This is a genomic window from Terasakiella sp., assembly GCF_048267425.1.
Lineage (GTDB): Bacteria > Pseudomonadota > Alphaproteobacteria > Rhodospirillales > Terasakiellaceae > Terasakiella.
Genome location: NZ_JBLWXN010000015.1, coordinates 1 through 24956, shown reverse-complemented (window position 1 = coordinate 24956; position 24956 = coordinate 1). Strand labels below are relative to the sequence as shown.

The window sequence follows — 24956 nt, the reverse complement described above, 5'->3', positions numbered from 1 at the left end:
TGCGTATCAGGCCGCATCCGTTGTGTCGGTAAGATATTGCGAGATATCAACCTCGTCGATTTGTTCGGGCTTGAGGAACTTTTCCGCATATTCCAGATATTTACCCGAAGTGAGGAATAGCTCAAACAGATCTTTGTCGAGATGTTCGTCCTTGACCATAAAGGACATGATCTTGATGGATTGAGACAGGGTTTTCGGTAATTTATACGGACGGTCCGCAGCCGTCAGGGCTTCGAAAATATCGGCGATTGCCATCATACGGGCAGGAAGGGACATGTCATCGGCACGCAGTTTGCGGGGATAACCGGTTCCGTTTATTTTTTCATGGTGCCCACCTGCATATTCCGGGACACGGCGCAGATGACGCGGGAAGGGCAATTGATCCAGCATAATAATGGTTTGAACGATATGATCGTTGATCTTGAAACGATCTTCTTCGGTCAGGGTGCCGGCTTTGATTTTCAGGTTATAAAGCTCGCCCAGATTATACAGATTATCCGGCGGGGTCATTTTGAAGCCAAAGGGATTATCTGCGGCGAACAGCGATTTGTCACGGCGTGCGATAATATGGTCCGCGCGATCAGCAAGAACCGATTCTTCGACAGGCAAGGGTGCTTCGGGTCCGCAGGCTTTTTTGCGGGTTTCTTCTTCATGTCCGATGCCCAGACGATCAGATAAAGTGCGCATCCATGTCTGTTGGGCAATGTGATCCAGACGATCCATTCGGTCCGGGGCCATAAATTCACCGCCGACATTGCATTCTGCCACAAAGGCAAAATCATCATCCAGTTGGGCCAGTCTTTTGTCTAATGCCTCTTTAAGCACGGTTTCATCTTCGCCCTTATGCAGACCTTTCCAATATTCAATCTCGGCATCGCGTTTCATCACTTCAAAACGCATGCGGACTTCGTGGATGCGGTCGTAAATGGTTTCCAGTTTTGTCGCTTTATCAACGATATATTCCGGGGTGGTGACTTTACCGCAGTCATGGAGCAAACCTGCGATATGCAATTCATATTGTTCTTCTTCGCTCATATTAAAATCAGCGAATTGGCCGGACTTTTGATTAATGGCGGCTTGGGCGAGCATATCGGTCAGGACGGGCACGCGCTGGCAATGCCCACCGGTGTAGGCCGACTTGGCATCAATGGCGCCGGCGATTAAACTGATGAAGGAAGCCAGTAATTCTTTTTGAGCCTCGACCAGCAATTGATTGTCGAGTGCGATTGCGGCTTGTGCGGCCAATGCCTCGACAAACGGTTGCAAGGAGATATCGAAACCGATGACTTCGCCCGTGTCGCGGTCCTGCGCATTTAACAATTGTAGAACGGCGATGACGCGGCGTTCATTATTGTAAAGCGGGACGGTCAGGAAAGATTTGGAACGATAGCCGGTGGCTTTATCAAAATTCTTGGTGCCTTGAAAATCAAAATCCTTGAAGACATAGGCGTCATCAATACTGATCGTTTTTCTGGACAGGGCGCAATAAGACGCGACATTTTTATGGTTTTCTTCCCCCGTTTCAGGATCAAAAAGTTCAACGGGCGGGAGAGTGATTTCTTTACCCGACGTTCCGCCATTATAAATGCCGAGACTGTCATTACGCATAATCTCAAAGCGCAGGCGTTGGTCGTTATCGACCAGGCGATAAAGCGTGCCGCCATCGGCGTTGCACATGGATTTTGCTTCATCGAGAATTTTTTCCATCAAGTGAACGGAATTACGTTCGGTCGACAGGGCAAGTCCGATGTCTAAAAGCTTACGATAATGTTGTTCACGTGAGTCGACCATGGCGCCCGTATCTATGTCCGGTCTCTATTCGATTGATTATCCTCGTCTATTCTAACAGTTTTCTGCCTTTTGGAAATTAAAACCTTGTAAAAAAAATGTACTCGTCAGTTTATAACTCTAAGATGTGGCTTTGTGGGTATCGTGTCGTATATGGCGACTGCTATATCCAGATAATCAATCAAAGCGTTTAGTCGGCGTTGCGGGTTGTTGTCTTGGCAGTCGGGGTCTTGTTCGATCAGGGACAGGACAACGGAGAAATCATCTTCTGCGCGAGAAAGTACAGTGCAAAGGTTGTGATATTGTGTTTCTAAAAACAATGTGGTTTCGTTTGTATCTACCTCATCGGGGAGGTGTTTCTGCAAATCGAGTCGCAAGTTTTGTAAAAGGTTATGGGTTGTTTTGGCGGTAAGCATCGTAAAATGTCCTGTCTTTTTTTAGATAAAGTTCTGTAAGTCTGTTGCGCAGCTTGTTATGAGATGACGTGACGGATTTTTTCTCGGAGTGTCAGATGCCCTTTGCTTCTTTGCGTGATTTTATGGACCGGCTTGAAAAAGAAGGCCGCCTTGTCCGCGTAAGCGAACCTGTGTCGCCTGTTTTGGAAATGACAGAAATTCAAACCCGCTTGTTGGCAGAAGAAGGCCCGGCTGTTTTGTTTGAAAATGTGGTGGATGAAACGGGCCGGAAATACGATATGCCGGTTTTGGTCAATTTATTCGGTACGGTTGAGCGGGTGGCCTGGGGAATGGACCGCGAACCTAATCAGTTGCGCGAAGTCGGCGAAACACTGGCCTTTTTAAAACAACCGGAACCACCGGGCGGTTTTAAGGATGCCCTGAAGATGCTGCCTTTGGTGAAAACCGTTCTATCCATGAAACCCAAGACGGTCCGGTCTGCGCCTTGTCAGGAAGTGATTTTGGAAGGGGACGATATCGACCTTGCCAAGCTGCCGATCCAGACGTGCTGGCCGGGGGAACCTGCCCCTTTGATTACATGGCCTTTGGTCGTGACGCGGGGACCGGGGCAGGGAAAAACGGATAATTTTAATCTTGGCATTTATCGCATGCAGGTTTTGGGTAAAAACCGTTGCATTATGCGATGGTTAAAACATCGCGGCGGGGCGCAGCATTTTGCGCGCTGGGTTAAAGAAAAAAATGAACCCATGCCGGTTGCCATTGTGCTGGGGGCGGATCCGGGGACGATTTTGGCGGCGGTGACGCCTGTGCCCGATACATTGTCTGAATATCAGTTTGCCGGATTGTTGCGTGGGAAAAAGGTGGAACTGGTTGATTGTAAAACTGTTCCGTTGAAAGTGCCATCCGAGGCAGAGATCGTTCTGGAAGGCTATGTGCGCCACGATGAAGAGGCCGCCGAAGGCCCCTATGGCGATCACACCGGATATTATAACAGCGTGGAAGAGTTCCCCGTGTTTGAAATTACCGCTGTGACCATGCGCAAAAAACCGATCTTCCTGTCAACCTTTACCGGACGTCCACCGGATGAACCGTCTGTGTTAGGGGAAGCTTTGAACGATGTCTTCGTTCCTTTGTTGCAGCAGCAGTTTCCTGAAATTGTTGATTTCTGGTTGCCGCCGGAAGCCTGTTCGTACCGGGTGGCGGTAGTGTCGATCAAAAAGGCTTATCCCGGTCATGCCAAGCGGGTCTTGATGGGATGTTGGTCGTTCTTGCGTCAATTTATGTACACCAAGTTTATTATTGTGGTGGATGACGATATTGATTGTCGTGACTGGAAAGATGTCTGGTGGGCCGTCTCGACCCGCATGGATCCGGTGCGCGATACCATGATGGTGGAAAACACCCCGATCGATTATCTGGATTTTGCCTCACCTGAAAGCGGTCTGGGCGGCAAAATCGGGTTTGATGCCACCAATAAAATGGGCAATGAAACCCATCGGGAATGGGGCGAAAAAATCCGTATGGATCAGGATGTGGTCGATAAAGTCTCTGATATGTGGGATAAGCTCGGCCTGCCCGGATCAGGGAACCCCATCTGGAAAGACGGCGCTTGATTGTTTAGCTATTTGGAATATCTTTTTAAAAACAGCCTCGATAGATTTAAGGATAAAATATGAGCCAGCACCAAAACAATCTCGACCTGCTGAATGACCTGATTGCAAAGGCGCGTCAAAAAGGGGCCGATGCGGCAGATGCGGTTTTGGTACAGGGGGTGTCTTTGTCTTTGTCTCAACGTTTGGGGCAACCAGAAAATCTGGAACGCGCCGAAGGTCAGGATTTGGGCTTGCGTGTCTTTATCGGCAAACGTCAGGCAATCGTTTCTTCTGCGGATTTCAAGGCTGACGCTTTGGATGAATTGGCGCAACGTTGTGTTGATATGGCCCGTGTGGTGCCGGAAGATCCATTTTGTGGATTGGCGGATACGGACCAATTGGCAACAGAATTTCCCGATGTTGATGGATATGATCCGTATGAGCCGGACGAACAAACCCTGATTTCATGGGCGACAGCGGCAGAAGATGCTGCGCGCGCTGTTGAGGGTGTGACAAATTCCGAAGGGGCGGAAGCCTCGTGGTCGCGCAATGATGTCGCGATTGCAGCTTCCAACGGATTGGCTCATGCCTATAGCTCATCGGGTTGTTCGCTCAGTGCCTCTGTCTTGGCGGGAACGGGGACGCAGATGGAACGTGATTATGATTATACCTCTGCTGTTTATGCCGAAGACCTCGAAGATTTTGCATTGGTGGGGCGACGTGCCGGGGAAAAGGCCGTTAAACGTTTGAACCCGCGTCGTGTGGCCAGCCAACAGGTGCCGGTGGTTTATTCAACCCGTGTGTCGCAAAGCTTGCTCGGGCATTTAAACGGCGCGATTAACGGCAATTCGATTGCACGCGGAACTAGTTTCCTCAAAGACAAGATGGGGCAGACCATTTTTAATCCTGATATTTCGATTGTGGATGATCCTCATCGCAAACGGGGTTTACGCTCCAAACCGATAGACGGGGAAGGGCTTGCCAATAAAAAACGCGAGATCGTCAAAGACGGTGTGTTGCAAAGCTGGATTCTGGATTTACGCTCTGCCCGTCAATTGGGATTGGAAAGTACAGCACATGCTGCGCGTGGGGTCGGTTCACCGCCGTCGCCCAGTGTAACCAATTTTTACATGGAAGCCGGAAAACATAGTCTGGAAGAATTGATCGGCGATATCAAACAGGGCTTTTATGTGACGGAATTGATCGGCATGGGGGTCAATGGTGTCACCGGGGATTACAGCCGTGGGGCTGCTGGTTTCTGGATTGAAAACGGTGAAATTGCGTTTCCGGTTTCCGAGTTGACGATTGCAGGGAATTTAAAGGATATGTTCCTGAATTTAACGCCTGCGGATGATCTGGAATTTCGTTATGGCACGAATGCGCCTAGCTTGCGGATCGAAGGCTTAACCGTTGCCGGATCATCTGCCTGATTTTACTTAAGCGAACCTTTTAAGGCCTCAATAACAAGCAGGGCGTGGCGCAAGTCGCGCCCCAGTTTTTTGCGAAATGGTTTTAACAGGAACGTCAAAGGTATCGCCCAACGGATGACACCGCGTATATGAGGCCAAACGGCAGATGGGGATTTGTCTTGATAGATTTCCATAGTGGCACGCAGTAAGGCTCCGTCACCTCGATCAAAACGAACGGATGAGATCAAAAACCGCAAAATATCGCGGGCTTGCGCCGCTGATACGTCCATTGCTTCGCCGACGTTTTCTTCGAAATCGATAAAACCGATTTCTCCATCCAGACACAGGATCATATCGCGCAATTGTCCGGTGCCATGCCAGCCGCCAGCTTGATGCAGCGTGCTGAGCGCATCGGCAGCTTTTAAGATCAGGGTTTGCGGGTCGTTATGCCCGTTGATCTGCTCAAACAGGCTGTGACCAATATCGTCCAGTAAAATCCATCCCGGGCGTTGGGCAATAACGGTGGGAACACGCACGCCGCGCGTCGCAATTTTGCGTAACCGTCGGGCTTCGGCGTTTAACCCGTCATCCATTGCATCGGAAACGGTGGCGCGCAGCATGGGGCATCGAAACAGCCCGGCAAACAGATTCTGGAACCGGTGCCAATTGTTTGCCTGTTCACGCAGCGCGATTTTGATCCAGTAGCGTTTGCCTTGCCAGTCAAAGGGGACGCTACGTGCGCCAACGCCCTGATCGACGGCTTGTTGAACGGCGGTTATGATTTTATCTTCCATAGGCGTTCTTTACTCTATCTCTTCTTTAAACACAAACAATGAAATGAAGCGGTAGCACAATCGACAAACCCGTGATATTGTCCGCAAAATTTGACATGCCACCCCTATGAGGAACAGTTCTCGTTGGAACCAAAAACACAGCTTGATACACGTACTTTTCCCTTGATGAAACGCCTCATCAAGGAAAGTGTGCGCCCTTATATCACGCAATTGACCCTTGCCCTTTTGTTTATGGGTATTTCGTCGGCGGCGGCAGCCCTGAGTATGTGGCTGCTGAAACCTGTGGTAAATGATATTTTTGTCAGTAAAAATGGCGATATGTTATGGCCTTTAGGTTTGGCAATTGTCTTTGTCTTTGTTGCTAAGGGGTTGGCGCAATTTGGGCAAACGGTGGCGATGTCGTGGTTGGGATTGCGCATCATCACAGACCTTCAGGTGCGCCTGTATGATCATTTGATGGGACTGGATCTGGCCTATTTCCACGCCAATCCATCGGGTACGCTGGTGTCGCGCTTTACCAACGATGTGTTGTTGATGCGAGCCACGGCAACCAAGGTTCTGACCAGTGCGGGTAAGGACAGCACCTTGCTGGTTGGTATGATTGTTGTGATGGTATCGACCAATTGGCAGTTGGCATTACTGGCCTTGGTAGTTTTTCCGGTCACAATTGGCCCGGTTCTAAAAATCGGTAAGCGGATCCGCAAAGTGACGGTTAATACACAGGTGCAGATCGGGCAGCTTGTGACGTTACTGACCCAAACGTTGTCGGGTATTCGTCATGTCAAAGCCTATCGTATGGAAAAATACGAACGCACCCGCGTGCGTGATTTAACCGAGGTTGTGCGCAAGCTGGTTTTTAAGGCGGAACGTACAAAGGCCTTAAATTCTCCGATTATGGAAGGGGTTGCCGGTTTTGCCATTGCGTTGATTATTGTTTATGGCGGATATCAGGTGATTGAAGGTGTGAAAACACCAGGGGATTTCTTTGCCTTTATCGGCGCTGCTTTCATGGTTTACGAACCTGCAAAACGTTTGGCTCACCTCAATTCAGAAATGCAAGGCGGTTTGGCCGGGGCAGAACGTCTTTATCGTCTGTTGGAAGAAAGTTCGACCATTAATGATGCGCCAAATGCAAAACGGATTTCTGTCCAAGGTGGGGATATCCGCTTTGAAAATGTTGATTTTTCCTACGAAGAAGAAAAAACAGCCTTGCGGAAACTGAACTTGCATGTGCCTGCCGGTAAAACCGTTGCGCTTGTGGGGCCAAGTGGGGCCGGTAAATCAACAGTTCTCAACTTGGTGCCGCGTTTTTACGATGTGAATGCGGGGATGGTCTGCATTGATGGACAGGATGTGCGCGAGGTAAGCATTGCTTCGCTTCGCAAAGCCTGCGCGTTGGTCAGTCAGGAAATTGTTTTATTCGATGATACCATTCGCGCCAATATCCTTTATGGGCGTATGGATGCCAGCGAGGAAGATGTTGTCCAGGCGGCAAAAAATGCGGCTGCGCATGAATTTATTATGGAATTGCCCGATGGGTATGACACGATGGTGGGCGAAGGCGGGCTGAAACTGTCCGGCGGACAACGTCAACGGATTTCCATTGCGCGCGCTATGCTGAAAAATGCACCGATCCTGTTGCTGGATGAAGCGACCTCTGCCTTGGATACGGAAAGCGAACGTAAAGTTCAGGCGGCCTTGCATGAATTGATGAAAGATCGCACAACGTTGGTGATCGCACACCGTTTATCAACAGTTGTGGATGCCGATTTGATCTATGTGATTGATCGTGGTCGTGTGGTTGAACAGGGCAATCATCAGCAACTGGTTGATATGGATGGAATTTATGCTCGTCTATATGCCATGCAGTTTAGCGAAGAAGCAACGGAGGCTTAAATGAGCCTTTTGAAATCCATCACAAAATCAGACGGGTTTCGAAAAATCCTGTGCTGGATCGGGGCGCAATACATTCGCTTTGTTTACGTCACGGGCCGTTGGCAGATAGTCAATGGCGAGGTTACCAAGCAGTATTGGGACGCGGATAAGCCGTTTATTTTGGCCTTTTGGCATGGGCGCATCTTGTTGATGCCTTATTGCTGGAACCGCAAAAAATCCATTCACATGCTGATTTCCCAACATCGTGACGGGCAATTGATTGCACGTACGGTTGGTCATTTTGGTATTCAGACGATTGAAGGGTCAACCTCCAAGGGGGGCGCCACAGCTTTGCGTGCGATGTTAAAGTCGTTGAAAAATGGTGAGTGTATCGGCATTACACCGGATGGGCCGCGCGGGCCGCGCATGCGTGCGTCAAACGGGGTGGTCAATGTGGCTAAGATGGCGCAAGTCCCTGTTATTCCCTGCGCGTTTGGTAGTGTCTCCAGAAAGCATGTACGCAGTTGGGATCGTTTTTGTGTGGCCTTTCCCTTTAGCAAAGGTGTGTTTGTCTGGGGGAATCCGATCCATGTGCCCAAAGAGGCCAAAGGGGCAGACCTGGAAGCCTACCGTTTAAAGGTGGAAGCAGAACTCACACGCGTCACCGATGAAAGCGACCGGCTGACAGGTCATCCCCCGGTGGAGGCGGCATGATTTATTCGCTTTATCGCGGTTTAACAACAATTGCAGCTCCGCTGATTTCCCGATATTTGCAAAAACGATTGTACAAGGGAAAGGAACACCCAACCCGGTTTCCAGAACGCCTAGGGCAAACAAATTTGCGCCGGCCAACGGGTCCCTTGATCTGGTTGCATGGTGCGAGTGTGGGGGAGGCGATTTCCCTATTGCCCTTGATTGAGGTCATGCATGGTGATTATAAGGATTGTCATATCCTGTTGACGACCGGTACGGTAACGTCTGCCGCCTTGATGGAAAAAAGATTACCTGATGGTGTTATTCATCAATTTATTCCGGTTGATCGTTTGCCTTATGTGCGCCGTTTTCTGGATCATTGGCGACCGGATGTGGCCATTTGGGCGGAAAGCGAACTGTGGCCCAATCTGATTTGCGAAACGCGTAAACGTGGTGTTTCAATGGCATTGATCAATGCACGTATGTCGGATAAGTCGCTGAAAACATGGCGACGCGTGCCGGGCTTTGCGAAAAAGCTTCTGGGGGCATTCGATTTATGTCTGGCCCAAACCGACGAAGATGCGCAGCGTTATCGTGATTTAGGTGCGCAAAATGTGCAGTGTCCGGGTAATTTGAAATATGCGTCACCAGATTTACCGGTAGATGACGCAGAATTAGCCCAATTGCGAAATAAAATAGGGAAACGCCCGGTCTGGATGGCGGCAAGTACACATGATGGGGAAGAAATACTGATCGCTCAGGCCCATCGCCGTTTGAAAGAAACCTTCCCCGATGTGTTGACGATTATTGCCCCGCGCCACCCGGAACGGGGGCCGTCCATTGCAGTTGATTTGCGGGCGCAATCGTTATCGGTTGCACAGCGTAGCGCGGCAGAAGATTTAAACCCGGCTTGCGATATCTATCTTGCCGATACGATGGGGGAGCTGGGCTTGTTCTACCGTTTGTCCCCGATCGTCTTTATGGGGAAATCGCTGGAACCTTTGGGGGGACAAAACCCATTGGAGGCCGCGCGTCTGAATTGCGCCCTTCTATGCGGCCCTTATATGACGAATTTTGCAGAAATTATGGTCCGGTTTGCTGAACAAGACAGTGTTCTGATTGTCCATGATGAAACCGAGATGGTTAAGATGGTGACGTTGTTGTTGTCGGATGAAGCCTTGCGGGAGGAAAAGGCACAACGCGCCCATAAGGTTGCTGTGGGGGAAGCGGCGGTTTTGCAACGTACCCTGTCGGCTTTGGCCCCGTTTGTCGATGGGTCGGGAAGGGGGCATGCATGAAACAGGCGCCGTCCTTTTGGGGATATGGATATAACAGCCTGTGGGAAACTGTTTTGTCCCCACTGGCTTGTCTCTATAATAAAATTACCTGCACACGCGCGGAACGGCCGGCGCTGTGGAAAGCACCGATTCCCGTCATTTGCATTGGTAATTTGACGATGGGCGGGGCAGGGAAAACGCCAACGGCGATGGCAATTGCCCAGTATTTGCAAGCAGCCGGGAAGAACCCTTATTTCTTGTCACGTGGATTTGGCGGGCATATGAAAGGTCCGCTTATGGTTGGTGGGCATGGCACCCATGAAGTCGGCGATGAACCGTTGTTGTTAAAAGAAATTGCCCCGGTTTGTGTGTCGCGTGACCGTGTTGCCGGGGCGAAATTATGCGTCAAAAAAGGGGCGGACGTCATTGTCATGGATGATGGCTTTCAAAACCCGCATTTACATAAGGATGTGTCCTTTCTTGTGGTGGATGGCGGTTATGGTCACGGCAATGAAAAAGTCTTTCCGGCGGGGCCTTTGCGGGAAAGTTTACAAAGCGGGTTACAACGCGCCGATGGTTTGGTTTTAATCGGTGCAGATATGACCGGGGCACTGGAACGTGTACAGCGCATACGTGCGGATATCCCGGTACTACAGGCCTATATTCAGCCTTTGGACCGTCCGGATCTTGTCGGGCGAAAGGTTCTGGCATTTGCCGGGATCGGACGACCTGAAAAGTTTTTTGAAACCTTGCGCACAATGGATTGTGATTTGCTGGATTGCGTGCCTTTTCCAGATCACCATCCTTATTTAATCGACGATATCCGGCCATTGCGCGAACGGGCAAAACTGGCAGGGGCCCGATTGATCACAACGCGCAAAGATTATATGCGCTTGCCCAAGGAATTTGCTCAAGAAGTCGATGTCATAAAAATCTCTCTGGTCTGGCAGGGGGAAGACATGTTAAAGGCAGTGCTTTCGAAAATTACGGATCTCGCCTGATGAAAGCGTTACGACAGAAATATATCAGTCACCCCTTGCAGGGGGCGTTGGCCTATGGGCTTTATTTTCTGATCCGTCTTATGTCTTTTGATACGGCGTCTAATCTTGGCGGCTGGCTCGCTCGAAAAATCGGTCCGCATAGCAAGGCCAACAAAGTCGGGCTTGAAAACCTGCAAAAGGCTTTTCCAGAAAAAACACGAGCCGAAATTGATAAAATTCTGTTGGGTGTTTGGGATAATCTCGGTCGGGTTGCGTTTGAATTTCCCCACGTCGGATCCATGAATGTCTATGAAGACACGGATCGTTTTGAAATTATCAACCCGCATTATGTGGATTTGTTGCGCGACGATGGTAAATGCGGGCTGTTTTTTTCCGGCCATTTTGCCAATTGGGAATTTAGTGCGCGGGCCAGTGCACAACGTACACCAAGTTTGCCTGTTCATATGATTTATCGCGAACCCGATAACCCTTATGTGCGTGATTTGTTTGCCAAACGTATGCCCACACCGGAATGCAGTTTGCTGCCTAAGGGCACAAAAGGGGCACGTCAGGCCTTGAATATTTTAAAGAATGGCGGGCATCTGGCTTTATTGGTCGATCAAAAAATGAACGATGGCATTGCGGTTCCCTTTTTTGGTCGTAATGCCATGACGGCATCGGCAATTGCGCAATTTGCCCTGAAATTTGATTGTCCGATTATCCCTATGCAGTTGGAGCGGGTTGAGAAGACACGCTTTCGCATGACTTTTTATCCGCCGTTGCAAATTGAAAAAACCGGTGATCGTCAAGATGATCTTGTGAAAGTGATGACCGAGATTAACCGTATTCTGGAAAACTGGATCCGGGAAAAACCGGAACAATGGCTTTGGCTCCACCGACGTTGGCCCAAAGGCGAATAGGGCTCTTTTTATTTGAAGTAAGAATACAGCAGGACGAGATCGTAATCTGCAATTTGTGTCCAGACGGTTAGGGTCGGTAGTTTGTTAATGGTGAGATCAACAATGGTATTGTCCGGATGATCTGCCATAAATTTCTGGATGTCGGGCTGGGCCTCAACGGCAGCCGGAAAGCTGACGATTTTTGTGCCGTTGGTCTTGAATATAGAAACCACACATTTTTTACAGATTTTGGTCCGTTGTAATAAATGGTCCGGCGTCATAACCGCCACACCAACACCGGTGATGTAGCCTTGATCATTAAAGATCGGGCGAGACAGAGGTAAGCTGTCATAGGCAACAATGGCGTTTTTAATCGGTTCACCGATATAAAGCTCGTTATTGGTTAAGCGCAACGCATTGTTGATATAGGCACGATCTTTCAGGTTTAGAGAACGGGTCGGATAACGAAAGCTGTCGTGTTTCAGGTTGCCGTTTACATCCGTGGTGAATAAAGCGCTGAGACCGGGAACACGATCAACATGGCGGTTCAGGGAATTATGAATGATCAGGTCATTGATCGCACTGGTTTCTTTATGGCTGAACAGGCTGGTGATCCCGACCAATGTAATATCGGCCGAGCGTAACAGCCCTTGGGCATGAACAGCTTGATAAAGAGCGGATAGCTTGAGTTCTCTGTCCATACCGGCATGTGCATGCACTGCGCTGAACAAAAACGCAAAGGTTAAAAGGAAAAAACGCACCATTAGACCACTCTAAGAAGAAAACAGGGCAACCATATCAGCACGTAACGTAGAACACAATCATAGCGAACTTATTGGAATGAATTTATTATTTATTCGCGAACTTGCTGACGCTGACGCGAATATTGTATTTTTTTAATATAATAACCCAGGTCTGAATTTTATGCTCATTAATTGTTCCTTTAAGCACGCCATTCGTATTCAATGCGTTGATTTTTTCAATGAAACCTTCTGGGAAGTGAGTGTTGGAGGGGTAGCTGACCAAGACTTCATTGCGATCATTGAACAGGCTTACGATACATTGTGGACATAAGGCATCTTGTTTAATCAAAAAACCGGGATGGATAATACCGGCAATGGCACCGAGGGTTTTTTTATCGGAATCCAGCAAAGATCGCGCGAAGGGAACAAATGCGGCGCCTGATGAGCGCCCGACCAGCGGAGATCCTATATATAAGTCGCGTTCCCCGGCGTTGAGTACTGTTTTGACATACTCGCGATCCGACAAGTCAATGTCTTTTGCCGGATAGGTAAAGCTGTCGATCTTTAGCTGACCGGTGCGGTTTGTTGAGATAATGGCGCGCAAGCCCGGTGTGCGTTCAACATATTTTGCCAATGTGGTGTGCAAAACCAGTTCTTCCGCCTCTGGGTTGCGTTCAATCAGTTCACTGGAATCCAGCAATGCCAGATCAATTGCCTGAATGGTTTTTTCGGCATGAAAGGCCTGAAATTCCGCGTAATCCCGTATATCGTCGGCGGCATAAGTGCTTTGTGCGGCGACGATAGAAAGAAGCAAGGCGACGAAATATAGCATATCGCTATCCATATTGAATTTCCAATACTCGCAACCTACTCATCTTTTGGTTTCAAGACAAGACCGCTTTTGCTTGACTCTGTGTTTGAAAGCCAGTAGAACAGCGCCAAATTCACAGGCCTCTTTGACATTATTGTCACCTTAAGGGGTGCCGCCAGTCCTCGAGTTTCGGGCACTGGCGCGTTTTGCGTTGGGATTTAATATGTTTGAAAGTCTTCAGAGTCGCCTTGGCGGCATTTTTGATAAACTCACAAAACGTGGCTCTCTGTCTGAGGCCGACGTTAGCGAGGCTATGCGCGAAGTACGCGTTGCTTTGCTGGAAGCCGACGTTGCCCTGTCGGTTGTGAAAGATTTTGTCAAAAAAGCTAAAGAAAAGGCAATTGGCGAAGAAGTCTTAAAAGGGATTAATCCGGGCCAGATGGTTATTAAGATCGTGCATGACTGCATGGTTGAAATGCTGGGTTCGGATGATACGGCGATTAATCTGAAAGCCGTTCCTCCGGTCGCGATTTTGATGGTTGGCCTGCAAGGTGCAGGTAAAACAACCACCTCTGCTAAAATCGGCCTGATGCTCAAGAAGAAAGAGCGCAAAAAAGTTTTGCTGGCCAGCCTTGACGTTTATCGTCCGGCCGCCCAGCAGCAGCTTGAGGTCCTCGCCAAACAGGCGGAGTTGAGCTCGCTGCCGATCGTCTTTGGCGAACAACCGGTTGCCATTGCCAAACGTGCGATGGTTGAGGCCCGTAAGGGCGGTTATGACGTGGTTATCCTCGATACGGCAGGTCGTCTGCATATTGATGAAAAACTGATGGATGAAGTCGCGCAGGTTCGTGACGTTGCCAACCCGGCGGAAACCCTGTTGGTTACGGATGCCATGACCGGGCAGGATTCTGTCAATGTTGCCAAGGAATTTAATGACAAGATCGGCATTACCGGTATTGCCCTGACCCGTGTGGACGGCGATGCGCGCGGTGGTGCGGCCCTGTCTATGAAAGAAGTCACCGGTGCACCGATCAAGGTGATGGGTGTCGGTGAAAAAATCGATGAGTTGGAAGCTTTCCACGCAGATCGTGTAGCTGGTCGAATCCTCGGCATGGGCGATGTGGTCTCGCTGGTGGAAAAAGCACAGGAAACCATCGAACAGGACAAGGCCGAAGCCTTAGCCAAACGGGTTATGAAAGGCTTGTTCACGCTGGAAGACATGCTGGAACAGCTCAATCAAATTCGCAAAATGGGTGATGTGGACGGATTGCTGGGCATGTTGCCGGGGATCGGCAAAATGAAAAAACAACTGGCCGAAGCCAAGGTGGATGACAAGATGATCGCCCGCCAACAAGCAATTATTCTATCCATGACGGTTAAAGAACGTCAAAACCCCAAGATTATCAAGGCATCGCGCCGCCAGCGTATCGCGGCAGGCTGCGGCCTCACAGTTCAGGACGTGAACAAGTTGCTGAAACAATATCAGCAAACGGCAACCGTCATGAAAAAAGTCGGAAAGATGAACAAAAAAGGCCTGCTCGGCAAATTGGGCGGCATGATGGGTGGACCGGGCGGTGCAATGCCGCCGGGTGGGCTCAATGGTTTGCCCGGACTGGACGGTCTGGGTGGACAGGGTGGTTTGCCACCGGGACTGCCGCCTTTCAAAAAGTGAAGGCCTTTGATGTTTGATTTTTCGATTTAACCTTTTGTACTAAACCCAAACCATAGGAAAGACCAACAATGGCTCTTACAATCCGTTTGGCACGTGGCGGGGCTAAAAAGCGCCCGTTCTATCGTATCGTTGTTGCAGACAAGCGCGCTCCGCGTGATGGCCGTTTCATTGAGAAACTCGGCACATACAACCCGATGCTGGCCAAAGACGACGAAAATCGCGTGAACATGAACATCGAACGCGTTGATTACTGGATCGGTCAAGGCGCAAAACCGTCTGATCGTGTACTGCGTTTCTTGGTTAATGCCGGTAAAGCCGAACGTGCTATTCCGCAGCAAACCAAAAAAGCTGAACAGTCTGAAAAGACTAAAATGCGTATCGAGGAAAAAGAAGAGAAACGCCGCGAAGCTGAAGAAGCTGCAAAAGCTGCTGCTGAAGAAGCCGCTGCTGCCGCTGAAGCTCCGGCTGAAGAAGCTGCTGAAGCTTAAGTCTTCTTTTGAATTTTTTCGTTTTTGGATAGAGATTTACAGATCATGTCTTCACACACACCCATACAGGATAATGAAAGTGCACGCGTTTGCGTGGCTGCTTTTTCGTCCGCGCACGGTGTAAGCGGGGCCATGCGTCTGAAAAGCTTTACTGAAAATCCAGATGACGTTGCGGCCTTTAAGGTGTTGCAAAGCGAGGATGCCGCCAAGACTTATGAAATCGAGGTTGTCAGCCATACAGGCAAAGGCGAATTGATTGTCAAGGTTGAGGGTGTGCAAACGCGTGAAGCAGCGGAATTGCTGAAAGGCGAACGTCTCTATGTCTCACGTACCGAATTACCTGATGCCGGGGATGAGGAATTTTACCACGCAGACCTGATTGGTCTGACGGTCAAAACGACCAGTGGAAAGACCCTTGGAACTGTGCGGGCAGTGTTTGATTTTGGTGCGGGTGACATGCTGGAAATTCTCCCCAAAGAAGGGGCACTGATTATGGTGCCGTTCACCAAGGCAATTGTACCGATTGTGGATATTGAAAAAGGGCGTGTCGTCGTCGATCCACCTGAGGGACTGTTGCCGGAAGAGAAAAAGAAAAAACGCAAAAAGCCGCAAAAGGCGAAAGGCACGGAGGACCCGCAATGAGCCCTCAATTGCTGCCTTGGACGGCTTGTGTGTTGACGCTTTTTCCCGAAATGTTTCCCGGTATGCTGGGGCATTCCTTGGTTGGGCGGGGGCTGGAAGAAGGTCGTTGGTCATTGGATACCATCCAGATCCGCGATTTTGCGACAGACAAACATAATACAGTGGACGATACCCCTTGTGGCGGTGGTGCCGGTATGGTGATGCGACCCGATGTGGTTGCTGATGCGTTGGAGGCGGCCTCGGTTCGTTTTCCAATGGCCAAGAAGGTGTTTTTAACACCGCGTGGCAAAACATTGACGCAGGAAAAAGTGCGCGAACTGGCCGAAGGTCCGGGCGTGGTTTTGCTTTGCGGTCGCTATGAAGGCATTGATCAACGTGTTCTGGATGAACATGATGATTTGGAAGAAATCAGTATCGGAGATTACGTTCTTTCCGGCGGTGAATCTGCTGCAACCGTGTTGTTGGATGCCTGTGTACGTCTGCTGCCCGGTGTGATTGGCAAAGAAGCCAGCCACGAGGACGAAAGCTTTGAAGCCGGGCTTTTGGAATATCCGCATTATACCCGCCCACGCGTGTGGCGGGGGCGCGAAGTTCCTGAAACCCTGTTATCTGGACATCACGAAAAAATTCTGGCTTGGCGTAAAAGTCAGGCACAACGCATTACGCAGGACCGCCGCCCTGATTTGTGGGCAGCTTACTGCAAAGAAACCAAAGGAAGTGCCTGAGATCGGCACCTCTCCATTGACTGAGATCACTCCTTTTTTAGAAGGTCGAGACCATGAATATTGTAGAACAACTCGGTAAAGAGCAGATTGAAAAGCAAACTGCTGAACGTGAAATCCCGAAATTCGGCGCAGGTGACACCCTGCGTGTGCAAGTTCGCGTAAAAGAAGGCGAGCGTGAGCGTTTGCAGGCATTTGAAGGCGTTTGCATTGCGCGTAAAAACGACGGCATCAACTCTGCTTTCACACTGCGTAAACTGTCTTTCGGTGAAGGCGTAGAGCGCGTATTCCCGCTGTACTCCCCGAACCTTGCAGAAATTAACGTGGTTCGCCGCGGTGACGTTCGCCGTGCGAAACTTTACTACTTGCGTGGCCGTACGGGTAAAGCTGCTCGTATCGCCGAGAAAAAAGACTGGTAAAAAAAGTGTTGGCGTTTCTGTTTCAAAGAAATGGCAGCGCCCCTTTTTAAACAGACGACCTCTCGGCCTCTCTGCTTTGATCGGTCTGAAAGACTATGCTTTCAGGTATCATTGCAAATTATTCGTCGCAACTTGAATGAGTTGTCCGGTATTTGCTGTAAGTAGAAGAGCCACTGTTGGCAAGCGCCGTGTCCTTTGCTCACTTGTCGAGCGTGAAGGACGCGGCGCTTTTCGCTTTTCAGGAGGGGTTTGTGTGCAGAAACAGGCAATGGCGTTTAGGGAATGCTTTTACCGACCCATAGGGCGCGTCCAATCACCTGCATCTGATGCAGGTGCGCGTTTTTGATGAGATAAGGTGGGTACAGGGTCTGGTTGTCACTTATAATTTCAACCCCATCAAGTATGTTGATGATACGTTTGATGTTGATCTGATCTTTAAAAAGGAACGCATATATGCCGTCTTCAAGTTTTGTTTGGGCACGGTCGACAAGAACGTAATCTCCGCTACTCATGGTACAGTCCATTGAATCGCCATGAACTTTGAAAAGGCAGAGTTGGTCAAATTCTTGATGTCCCAAGCGTTCTTCAAGAAAGGATTTTGAAAACGGTAAATGGTTTTGCAAGACCAGCCGTTCGTTGGACGGCTTGTCAGATTCTTTCAAGTCCTTGCTGATGACAGGGACGTGAACGATGGCAAAGGTATCATCAATGCGTGTGCCAAGCGGTTGCTTGGGTTTGGCCCCTGTAACAAGCCAGTCGATTGTGACGCCTGCGGCATGGGCGATTGCGGCGATACCGATGATTTTGGGTTCGCTTGATCCGGCCAACCAGTTGGCGAATGTGCGTTCGGATACGCCTGATTTTTCACAAAGGGCGCGATTGCCACCGCATTCCTTGGCAATTTCTTTCAGGCGTACTTGCAATTGATCGGTCAAAACGAAATCTCCCTCGAAGTCTTATTATGGGGCCTTGGGAAAGATTTTTATGTTGGTCTTGAGATTGAATATTGAAACATAAAATCTCTAGATTTGTTTTTCCCATATATGGCATACTCTATTCGTCGGGATGAAAAAGTTGGTTGCTTTGCCATTTAGAGTTCTCATCCCGATCGTGATAATTGTGTAACTAAAAAAAACCGGAATATACCGGACCAGAATTTGGGGATTCTATGCCGTACTCAACATGCAGAACCAAAAATGCACATCCGGAAGATGTAAAAGCCGCCGTTCGAAAAAAAGTTGGCTCAATGGCTTCCCTGGCGCGATGTCATGGTGTGTCAGACTCCGTCGTACGTGCTGCGCTTATTCGTCCCCAGCCGACTGGAAATAAAATTATTGCTGATTGTCTCGGTGTCCCTCTCCATTCATTATGGCCTGAGTGGTACAGTGAAGACGGCCGTCGTATACCCCCAAATCGACTGGCAGAATGATAATCATTTGTCTGGTGTTTTCCAAACACGAAACGGCTAAATTGGTAAAGAAATTCTAATATTCAACCGTAGCAATCCTTTTTGGCCCTGCATTCTATTTGGGCGCTTATCGAATGCACATATAGCTTGTGCAAAATTCCAGCTTGAAGAGCTAAAGCGACAAAAAAGTTCTTTTGGGTTGTGTGTTGAATTGATGAAATCATTCTATTCCGTGTTGTAGATTTTCTCTTCAAAGTCTCAAGTTTCGGGTACATAACGATTCGCTCTTGAATAAAATTAGAAATATTCTTGCTTTGCAAAGGGGGATCCAGATATGAACCTGATTAATTTCCGACCCTTAAACGACATTAAGATAAAGTGCGTGACCTTTGGCCTTAAAACTTTTATAGAAGGGGCGCATTTCTTATATAGATATTAGACATTCGAACTCATTCGGAGAAGAACGACAATGGGCAACCCCCGTACACTCTTTGACAAGATCTGGGACAGCCATCTGATTGAAACACAGGACGATGGTACAAGTCTGATCTTCATCGATCGCCACATGGTACATGAAGTGACCTCACCGCAGGCCTTCGAAGGGCTACGTTTGACGGGGCGTAAGGTACGCCACCCGGAACTGACCCTCGCTGTTGCTGACCACAATATTCCGACATCTGACCGCTCAAACGGTATTGTGATTACCAACGAGGAATCTCGTATTCAGGTTGAAGCGCTGGAAAAAAACACCAAAGATTTTGGCGTTCCCTATTTTGCGATGGATGATATTCGTCAAGGTGTTGTGCATATCGTTGGGCCTGAGCAAGGTTTCACACTGCCGGGGGCCACAATCGTATGTGGGGATTCCCATACCGCGACGCATGGTGCCTTTGGTTCCCTTGCCTTTGGTATCGGGACGTCTGAAGTTGAACACGTTCTGGCCACGCAAACCTTGTTGCAGAAGAAATCCAAAAACATGGAAGTCCGTGTTGAAGGGGCTTTGCCGCCGGGTGTGACCGCCAAAGACCTGATCTTGGCTATTATCGGCAAAATCGGTACGGCTGGCGGTACTGGTTGCGTGATCGAATTTACCGGTCAGGCAATTATGGATCTGTCTATGGAAGGTCGTATGACGGTTTGTAACATGGCCATTGAAGGCGGTGCCCGCGGTGGTTTGATCGCTGTAGATGAAAAAACCATCAATTACGTCAAGGGCCGTCCAATGTCCCCGAAAGGGGCGGCATGGGAAGCTGCTATTGAATATTGGAAGACATTGAAATCCGATGAAGGTGCGGTTTACGACGAAACCGTTATCATCAAGGCGGAAGATCTGGTTCCTTATGTGACGTGGGGCACCAGCCCGGAAGATGCGTTGCCGATTACGGCGAAAGTGCCATCCCCGGCTGAGGCACGCGATGCCGGTAAAGCCAGTGCGATTGAACGCGCCCTTAAATATATGGGTCTGGAAGCAGGCACACCGTTGAACGAAATTGAAGTCGATCACGTCTTTATCGGTTCTTGTACAAACGGCCGTATTGAAGATTTACGGGCGGCAGCTGCGGTTGCAAAGGGTCGCAAAGTTGCTGACGGAATGACAGCAATGGTGGTTCCAGGGTCCGGTCTGGTCAAAGAAATCGCTGAAGAAGAAGGTTTGGATCAAATCTTTATCGACGCTGGTTTTGACTGGCGTGAGGCCGGTTGTTCCATGTGTCTGGCGATGAACGATGATCGTCTGGCACCGGGGGAACGTTGTGCATCCACATCCAACCGTAACTTTGAAGGCCGTCAGGGCCGTGACTCGCGCACGCATTTGGTCAGCCCGGAAATGGCTGCTGCTGCGGCGATTACCGGTAAACTGACTGACGTTCGCGACTTGTTGAAAGAGGGGAACTAAGATCATGGAAAAGTTCACCACACTGACCGGTATCGCAGCGCCGATGCCGTTGATCAATATCGACACTGATATGATCATTCCTAAACTGTTCCTCAAGACCATTAAACGTTCCGGTCTGGGTGTGCATTTGTTTGACGAAATGCGCTACAATCAAGACGGTTCGGAAAAAGAGGATTTCGTTCTCAATAAAGAACCCTATCGCAATGCCAAGATTATCATTGCCGGTGACAACTTCGGTTGTGGGTCTTCGCGTGAACACGCTCCGTGGGCTATCGCTGATTTTGGGATCCGTTGTGTGATTTCCACAAGCTTCGCCGATATCTTTCATAACAACTGTTTCAAGAACGGTATTTTGCCGATCCGTTTGCCGAAAGAAGATATTGATAAGTTGATGGACGACGCTTCACGCGGGGCGAATGCGACCATTACAATCGATCTTGAAAATCAGGAAATCAAAGGCCCGGACGGCGGCACCATCAAATTTGATGTGGACCCGTTCCGCAAGCACTGTCTGATCGAGGGGCTGGACGATGTCGGGTTAACCCTGCAACGTGAAGAACAGATCAAGAGCTTTGAAGAACAACGCGCGGCTTCCATGCCGTGGTTGGTTCGTTAACATTACTACCGCCATCCCTGTGTTTGCAGGGGTGGCGCGTCTTTAAGGGAATACAATATGTCCGACGCTAAAAACCTGTTGTTCTTGCCGGGTGACGGCATTGGCCCGGAAGTTATGGGGCAAGTCCGTAAAATTATTGATTGGCTGGCGAAAAACCGTTCCGTCAATTTCAACATCACCGAAGGTCTGGTCGGCGGTGCTTGTTACGAAGCGCACAAATGTGCTGTAACAGACGAAACCGTTGCGGATGCGATGGCTGCGGATGCGGTCATGCTGGGCGCTGTCGGTGGCCCGAAATGGGATAACGTGGAACGCCATGCTCGTCCTGAGGCCGGCCTGCTGCGTCTGCGCAAGGAAATGGACCTGTTTGCCAACCTGCGTCCGGCGATGGTCTTTGATGCGCTTGTTGACGCATCGACTTTGAAGGACGAAGTGGTTCGTGGTCTGGATATCCTGATCATGCGCGAATTGACCAGTGGTGTCTATTTCGGTGAACCGCGCGGTGTGGAAGATCTGCCCGGTGGCGGTCGCAAAGGGTTTGATACACAAGTCTATACGGATGCAGAAATCATTCGTGCGGCGCATGTGGCCTTTGATCTGGCGAAGAAACGCGGCAATAAAGTCCATTCGGTTGAAAAAGCCAACGTTATGGAATCCGGTAAATTCTGGCGTGAAGTTGTGACCAAGCTGCATGCAGAAGAATATGCCGATGTGACATTGGAACATATGTATGCCGATAACTGCGCTATGCAGTTGGTGCGTAATCCCAAACAATTTGACGTGATCCTGACAGATAACCTGTTTGGGGATCTCTTGTCCGATTGTGCGGCTATGTTGACCGGTTCATTGGGGATGCTGCCGTCAGCGTCCTTGTCCGGTAAAGATGAAAACGGCAAAGTTCGCGCGATGTACGAGCCGGTCCACGGTTCTGCCCCGGATATTGCGGGTCAAGACCTTGCCAACCCATTGGCAACGATCCTGTCGTTCTCCATGTGCTTGCGTTACAGCTTTGACATGGGGGCAGAAGCCGACCTGTTAGATCAAGGTGTCCAGAATGTTCTGAATGCGGGTATTCGTACAGGTGATATCATGCAGGCTGGTATGCAACAAGTCGGTTGCGCGGCGATGGGGGATGCGCTGATTACCGAGTTAAATAAACTCGTTTAACAGATTTGCCCAAGCATTTTCCAAAAAACCCGGCAGGTGATTGAACCTGCCGGGTTTTTTATTTGACTGAATAGAACATAGTTTTTTTCTATGGTCTGGATTGATTAATAGTATTTCCTTTCATTTGACTAATTCTACATCATCCATCTGCCCATCTTTGGGGGGTGGGGTCGGGGCTTTATGCCCCGGATACCGTTTCACTAATGGAGAAGACAATGAAACGTATCTTTGTAGGATTATCGCTTATCGCAGCTACGTGCGCATTCATACAACCGGCAACGGCGGCTGACGATCTACTGGCACGCGCAAAAGAAAGTTTTAAGGCTATTCCGACGGTTGTGCCGGAAATTGCGGATAACAAAGTGACTTCCGATAAAGTCGAGCTCGGTAAAATGTTGTTTATGGACCCGCGTTTGTCTTCCAGTCATTTGATCAGCTGTAACACGTGCCATAACGTCGGTATGGGCGGGGATGATAACTTGGAAACATCCATCGGACATGGTTGGGCCAAGGGACCACGCAACGCACCGACCGCTTTTAATGCGGTGTTCAATATTGCCCAATTCTGGGATGGTCGTGCGGCGGATTTGAAGGCACAGGCGAAAGGCCCGGTTCAGGCAGGTGTTGAAATGAACAACAAGCCCGAACGCGTTGTGGAAACACTGAAAAGCATCCCGGATTATGGGGCCATGTTTGCCAAAGCCTTCCCGAATGATAAAGATCCGGTGACTTTTGACAATATGGCGCGTGCAATCGAAGCGTTTGAAGCCACCTTGATTACACCGAATTCCAAATTTGACCAGTTCCTGATGGGGGATAAATCCGCCCTGAATAAAGTGGAAGCTGAAGGTCTGGATCTGTTTATGGAAAAAGGCTGTGTGGCTTGTCATGCCGGAACAAACTTTGGTGGCGAAGGCTATTACCCGTTCGGTGTTGTTGAGAAACCCGGTTCGGAAATTCTGCCGGAAGGTGACAAAGGTCGCTTTGCTGTGACGAAAACAGCGGATGATTCCTATGTTTTCCGTGCTGCACCGTTGCGTAACATCGAACTGACAGCCCCTTATTTCCATTCTGGTAAAGTTTGGGACCTGAAACAGGCGGTTTCCATTATGGGGGCAAGCCAGTTGGGTGAGAAGCTGTCTGAAAAAGAAGTCGAATCTATTACGGCCTTTTTGCGCACCTTAACGGGTGATCAGCCAAAAATTGAGTATCCAATTTTACCTAAGTCAAGTGCAACGACACCAAAACCTTTAGAAATGAAATAAGTAAAAACTAAAGCGGTTGAAAAGAGGAAGAGGCGGCAGATGTCGTCTCTTCCCTCTTGGCGTTTTAAGTGTAGAAGGAACAGGTCCGTGAAGATTACACAATTGCGTTATGCTTTGATGGTGGCTCAGGAAAAGAATTTCAGTCGGGCGGCCGACCTTTGCCATGTGTCCCAACCCTCCCTCAGTGTGGCGATTAAAAATCTGGAAGAGGAACTGGATGTCACGCTGTTTGAAAGAATTAAGAATTCTCTGAAAGTGACCGAGGAAGGTAACAAGGTTTTATCTCAAATTGCCATTGCCGTAAGTGAAGTGGACCGGGTCAAAGAAATTGTAGACGGTCTGCGTGGGGAACTCTCCGGCACATTGCGTTTGGGTGCAATTTATTCGGTTGGGCCTTATATTTTTCCAAACCTGATCCCGAACGTTCATCAGAATGCCCCAAAGCTGACCTTATTGATTGAGGAAAATTTCACCTCGACCCTATTGGAGTTTCTCGCCCACGGTCGCATTGATATGGCGTTGGTTGCCCTCCCCTTTGATCATCCGGGGATGAGCACGATCCCCCTTTACAAAGAACCCTTTGTTGCGGCTGTCCCCAAAGGGCATGCTTGGGAAGGGCGCAATGACATTGGCGGGGATGAATTGGCGGATGAAAAATTATTGTTGCTGGGGAAAGGTCACTGTTTCCGTGATCAAGTGCTGGAAATTTGCGAGGACCCCCACAGTTTTGAAGACAGCAGTAAAGGGGTTCATAATATTATTGAAGGGAATTCCCTTGAAACCATCCGCCATATGGTCGCGGTGGGGACCGGTATTACGGTGCTGCCGACCTCGGCGCTGGAAAATTTCTTGTGCAAATCCGAACATACCTGCCCGAAAAGCGCCAGCAAAACGGTACGCTATGCCTATTTTAAAAACCCGGCACCGTCGCGTGATATTGCTTTGGCGTTCAGAACATCCTATCCCAATATGCAAATTGCGGAAATGTTGAAAGAAACCATTTTGGCAAACCTGCCAAACGGTTGCTTCCCTTTAGATCCTGCCTGAGGGAGAGAGTTACGTTTTTCTCAACTAATTTTCTTGACCTTTATAGTCAACTATCCCACTTATAGTCCGATGCCAAGGGGTGCCTGAATAGGGCTGAGAGTCCGAACATGTGACAACCCTTTGAACCTGATCCGGGTTATTCCGGCGTAGGGATGGACGTAATTTCCCCCAACGCTCACCTCCCGGATCTCCTGACCCAAATTGATTGGAGATCCTCAGACTATGAGCAACGATACTTCTAAACTTGATATCACGACCGGCCCCTTGCCGGGTTCAGAGAAAGTATTTTTTGGTTCTGACACGATGGAGGACGTCACAGTCGCCATGCGTTGTATCCAC

General features: G+C 49.3%; 24 protein-coding genes and 1 riboswitch. Of the genes, 18 read left to right on the top strand and 6 right to left on the bottom strand.

What is annotated here, in order from left to right:
- Positions 1 to 6: 6 nt before the first annotated feature.
- Both ACN0VA_RS16630 and ACN0VA_RS16625 read right to left on the bottom strand, forming a co-directional pair.
- Positions 7 to 1791 (bottom strand): HD domain-containing phosphohydrolase, encoded by a 1785-nt coding sequence (locus tag ACN0VA_RS16630; protein ID WP_417822249.1) that lies wholly within the window; start codon positions 1789 to 1791, stop codon positions 7 to 9.
- Positions 1792 to 1895: 104 nt separating this feature from the next.
- Positions 1896 to 2204, bottom strand: coding sequence for a hypothetical protein (locus ACN0VA_RS16625; RefSeq protein WP_417822248.1), 309 nt, complete (start codon positions 2202 to 2204; stop codon positions 1896 to 1898).
- Positions 2205 to 2299: 95 nt separating this feature from the next.
- Here ACN0VA_RS16625 and ACN0VA_RS16620 point away from each other — a divergent pair, with 95 nt between their 5' ends.
- Together ACN0VA_RS16620 and ACN0VA_RS16615 are read left to right on the top strand one after the other, a co-directional pair.
- On the top strand, positions 2300 to 3817 hold the full coding sequence (locus ACN0VA_RS16620) for a UbiD family decarboxylase (protein ID WP_417822247.1): 1518 nt from the start codon (positions 2300 to 2302) through the stop codon (positions 3815 to 3817).
- A gap of 59 nt (positions 3818 to 3876) precedes the next feature.
- Positions 3877 to 5226: a TldD/PmbA family protein gene (locus tag ACN0VA_RS16615; protein ID WP_417822246.1), complete on the top strand. Its 1350-nt coding sequence runs from the start codon at positions 3877 to 3879 to the stop codon at positions 5224 to 5226.
- A 2-nt stretch (positions 5227 to 5228) separates the two neighbouring features.
- Here the strand turns inward: ACN0VA_RS16615 and ACN0VA_RS16610 are convergent, their stop codons facing one another.
- The gene (locus ACN0VA_RS16610; protein ID WP_417822245.1) at positions 5229 to 5999 is read right to left on the bottom strand and encodes a hypothetical protein; all 771 of its coding nucleotides are present in this window, start codon (positions 5997 to 5999) and stop codon (positions 5229 to 5231) included.
- Between the two features lie 123 nt (positions 6000 to 6122).
- Here ACN0VA_RS16610 and ACN0VA_RS16605 point away from each other — a divergent pair, with 123 nt between their 5' ends.
- Genes ACN0VA_RS16605 through ACN0VA_RS16585 form a run of 5 tightly spaced genes read left to right on the top strand, consistent with a single transcriptional unit; the run spans position 6123 to position 11744 of the window.
- A complete protein-coding gene (locus tag ACN0VA_RS16605) occupies positions 6123 to 7895 on the top strand; it encodes an ABC transporter ATP-binding protein (RefSeq protein WP_417822244.1) in 1773 nt (590 codons plus the stop codon).
- On the top strand, positions 7896 to 8588 hold the full coding sequence (locus ACN0VA_RS16600) for a lysophospholipid acyltransferase family protein (protein WP_417822243.1): 693 nt from the start codon (positions 7896 to 7898) through the stop codon (positions 8586 to 8588). It begins immediately after the preceding gene.
- Positions 8585 to 9865, top strand: coding sequence for a 3-deoxy-D-manno-octulosonic acid transferase (locus tag ACN0VA_RS16595; RefSeq protein ID WP_417822242.1), 1281 nt, complete (start codon positions 8585 to 8587; stop codon positions 9863 to 9865). The genes ACN0VA_RS16600 and ACN0VA_RS16595 overlap by 4 nt, the downstream gene beginning before the upstream one ends.
- Entirely contained in the window at positions 9862 to 10845 is a 984-nt protein-coding gene (gene lpxK / locus ACN0VA_RS16590) for a tetraacyldisaccharide 4'-kinase (RefSeq protein ID WP_417822241.1), read from the top strand. The genes ACN0VA_RS16595 and lpxK overlap by 4 nt, the downstream gene beginning before the upstream one ends.
- Positions 10845 to 11744, top strand: coding sequence for a lysophospholipid acyltransferase family protein (locus tag ACN0VA_RS16585; protein ID WP_417822240.1), 900 nt, complete (start codon positions 10845 to 10847; stop codon positions 11742 to 11744). Before lpxK ends, ACN0VA_RS16585 begins: the two co-directional genes overlap by 1 nt.
- 8 nt (positions 11745 to 11752) lie before the next feature.
- Here ACN0VA_RS16585 and ACN0VA_RS16580 read toward each other — a convergent pair whose 3' ends face one another.
- On the bottom strand, positions 11753 to 12487 hold the full coding sequence (locus tag ACN0VA_RS16580) for a hypothetical protein (protein ID WP_417822239.1): 735 nt from the start codon (positions 12485 to 12487) through the stop codon (positions 11753 to 11755).
- Positions 12488 to 12572: 85 nt separating this feature from the next.
- Positions 12573 to 13298, bottom strand: a complete 726-nt coding sequence (locus ACN0VA_RS16575) for a hypothetical protein (RefSeq protein WP_417822238.1) — start codon at positions 13296 to 13298, stop codon at positions 12573 to 12575.
- Between the two features lie 202 nt (positions 13299 to 13500).
- Between ACN0VA_RS16575 and ffh the strand changes: the two genes are divergently transcribed.
- From ffh to rplS, 5 genes are all read left to right on the top strand, one after another.
- Positions 13501 to 14949 carry a signal recognition particle protein gene (ffh, locus tag ACN0VA_RS16570; protein WP_417822237.1) on the top strand — a complete coding sequence of 483 codons (1449 nt, stop codon included), beginning with the start codon at positions 13501 to 13503 and terminating at the stop codon, positions 14947 to 14949.
- A 68-nt stretch (positions 14950 to 15017) separates the two neighbouring features.
- The gene (gene rpsP / locus ACN0VA_RS16565; protein WP_417822236.1) at positions 15018 to 15437 is read left to right on the top strand and encodes a 30S ribosomal protein S16; all 420 of its coding nucleotides are present in this window, start codon (positions 15018 to 15020) and stop codon (positions 15435 to 15437) included.
- Positions 15438 to 15482: 45 nt separating this feature from the next.
- On the top strand, positions 15483 to 16079 hold the full coding sequence (gene rimM / locus ACN0VA_RS16560) for a ribosome maturation factor RimM (protein ID WP_417822235.1): 597 nt from the start codon (positions 15483 to 15485) through the stop codon (positions 16077 to 16079).
- Positions 16076 to 16804 (top strand): tRNA (guanosine(37)-N1)-methyltransferase TrmD, encoded by a 729-nt coding sequence (gene trmD, locus ACN0VA_RS16555; protein WP_417822234.1) that lies wholly within the window; start codon positions 16076 to 16078, stop codon positions 16802 to 16804. The genes rimM and trmD overlap by 4 nt, the downstream gene beginning before the upstream one ends.
- A 53-nt stretch (positions 16805 to 16857) precedes the next feature.
- Positions 16858 to 17220 carry a 50S ribosomal protein L19 gene (gene rplS, locus ACN0VA_RS16550; protein ID WP_417822233.1) on the top strand — a complete coding sequence of 121 codons (363 nt, stop codon included), beginning with the start codon at positions 16858 to 16860 and terminating at the stop codon, positions 17218 to 17220.
- A gap of 275 nt (positions 17221 to 17495) precedes the next feature.
- On the opposite strand, the gene ACN0VA_RS16545 is transcribed toward rplS, so the two are convergent.
- Entirely contained in the window at positions 17496 to 18155 is a 660-nt protein-coding gene (locus ACN0VA_RS16545; RefSeq protein ID WP_417822232.1) for a S24 family peptidase, read from the bottom strand.
- Between the two features lie 233 nt (positions 18156 to 18388).
- Here ACN0VA_RS16545 and ACN0VA_RS16540 point away from each other — a divergent pair, with 233 nt between their 5' ends.
- From ACN0VA_RS16540 to ACN0VA_RS16515, 6 genes are all read left to right on the top strand, one after another.
- The gene (locus ACN0VA_RS16540; RefSeq protein ID WP_188665651.1) at positions 18389 to 18649 is read left to right on the top strand and encodes a helix-turn-helix domain-containing protein; all 261 of its coding nucleotides are present in this window, start codon (positions 18389 to 18391) and stop codon (positions 18647 to 18649) included.
- Positions 18650 to 19097: 448 nt separating this feature from the next.
- A complete protein-coding gene (gene leuC / locus ACN0VA_RS16535; protein ID WP_417822231.1) occupies positions 19098 to 20522 on the top strand; it encodes a 3-isopropylmalate dehydratase large subunit in 1425 nt (474 codons plus the stop codon).
- Positions 20523 to 20526: 4 nt separating this feature from the next.
- Positions 20527 to 21138, top strand: coding sequence for a 3-isopropylmalate dehydratase small subunit (leuD, locus tag ACN0VA_RS16530; protein WP_417822230.1), 612 nt, complete (start codon positions 20527 to 20529; stop codon positions 21136 to 21138).
- A gap of 57 nt (positions 21139 to 21195) precedes the next feature.
- A complete protein-coding gene (gene leuB / locus ACN0VA_RS16525; RefSeq protein WP_417822229.1) occupies positions 21196 to 22305 on the top strand; it encodes a 3-isopropylmalate dehydrogenase in 1110 nt (369 codons plus the stop codon).
- Positions 22306 to 22520: 215 nt separating this feature from the next.
- Entirely contained in the window at positions 22521 to 23570 is a 1050-nt protein-coding gene (locus ACN0VA_RS16520; RefSeq protein WP_417822228.1) for a cytochrome-c peroxidase, read from the top strand.
- A gap of 87 nt (positions 23571 to 23657) precedes the next feature.
- Positions 23658 to 24617 carry a LysR substrate-binding domain-containing protein gene (locus ACN0VA_RS16515; RefSeq protein ID WP_417822227.1) on the top strand — a complete coding sequence of 320 codons (960 nt, stop codon included), beginning with the start codon at positions 23658 to 23660 and terminating at the stop codon, positions 24615 to 24617.
- A gap of 65 nt (positions 24618 to 24682) precedes the next feature.
- Positions 24683 to 24787, top strand: a riboswitch (TPP riboswitch).
- Positions 24788 to 24956 lie beyond the last annotated feature (169 nt).

Bases quoted from the DNA above. Each gene is read 5' to 3' on its own strand.
- rimM (WP_417822235.1), top strand. From the start codon at position 15,483: ATGTCTTCACACACACCCATACAGGATAATGAAAGTGCACGCGTTTGC.
- ACN0VA_RS16520 (WP_417822228.1), top strand. From the start codon at position 22,521: ATGAAACGTATCTTTGTAGGATTATCGCTTATCGCAGCTACGTGCGCA.
- leuD (WP_417822230.1), top strand. From the start codon at position 20,527: ATGGAAAAGTTCACCACACTGACCGGTATCGCAGCGCCGATGCCGTTG.
- ACN0VA_RS16575 (WP_417822238.1), bottom strand. From the start codon at position 13,298: ATGCTATATTTCGTCGCCTTGCTTCTTTCTATCGTCGCCGCACAAAGC.
- ACN0VA_RS16585 (WP_417822240.1), top strand. From the start codon at position 10,845: ATGAAAGCGTTACGACAGAAATATATCAGTCACCCCTTGCAGGGGGCG.
- ACN0VA_RS16620 (WP_417822247.1), top strand. From the start codon at position 2,300: ATGCCCTTTGCTTCTTTGCGTGATTTTATGGACCGGCTTGAAAAAGAA.
- rplS (WP_417822233.1), top strand. From the start codon at position 16,858: ATGAATATTGTAGAACAACTCGGTAAAGAGCAGATTGAAAAGCAAACT.
- leuB (WP_417822229.1), top strand. From the start codon at position 21,196: ATGTCCGACGCTAAAAACCTGTTGTTCTTGCCGGGTGACGGCATTGGC.
- leuC (WP_417822231.1), top strand. From the start codon at position 19,098: ATGGGCAACCCCCGTACACTCTTTGACAAGATCTGGGACAGCCATCTG.
- ACN0VA_RS16610 (WP_417822245.1), bottom strand. From the start codon at position 5,999: ATGGAAGATAAAATCATAACCGCCGTTCAACAAGCCGTCGATCAGGGC.
- ACN0VA_RS16615 (WP_417822246.1), top strand. From the start codon at position 3,877: ATGAGCCAGCACCAAAACAATCTCGACCTGCTGAATGACCTGATTGCA.
- ACN0VA_RS16625 (WP_417822248.1), bottom strand. From the start codon at position 2,204: ATGCTTACCGCCAAAACAACCCATAACCTTTTACAAAACTTGCGACTC.
- ffh (WP_417822237.1), top strand. From the start codon at position 13,501: ATGTTTGAAAGTCTTCAGAGTCGCCTTGGCGGCATTTTTGATAAACTC.
- ACN0VA_RS16580 (WP_417822239.1), bottom strand. From the start codon at position 12,487: ATGGTGCGTTTTTTCCTTTTAACCTTTGCGTTTTTGTTCAGCGCAGTG.
- ACN0VA_RS16540 (WP_188665651.1), top strand. From the start codon at position 18,389: ATGCCGTACTCAACATGCAGAACCAAAAATGCACATCCGGAAGATGTA.
- ACN0VA_RS16600 (WP_417822243.1), top strand. From the start codon at position 7,896: ATGAGCCTTTTGAAATCCATCACAAAATCAGACGGGTTTCGAAAAATC.
- ACN0VA_RS16595 (WP_417822242.1), top strand. From the start codon at position 8,585: ATGATTTATTCGCTTTATCGCGGTTTAACAACAATTGCAGCTCCGCTG.
- trmD (WP_417822234.1), top strand. From the start codon at position 16,076: ATGAGCCCTCAATTGCTGCCTTGGACGGCTTGTGTGTTGACGCTTTTT.
- rpsP (WP_417822236.1), top strand. From the start codon at position 15,018: ATGGCTCTTACAATCCGTTTGGCACGTGGCGGGGCTAAAAAGCGCCCG.
- ACN0VA_RS16630 (WP_417822249.1), bottom strand. From the start codon at position 1,791: ATGGTCGACTCACGTGAACAACATTATCGTAAGCTTTTAGACATCGGA.
- lpxK (WP_417822241.1), top strand. From the start codon at position 9,862: ATGAAACAGGCGCCGTCCTTTTGGGGATATGGATATAACAGCCTGTGG.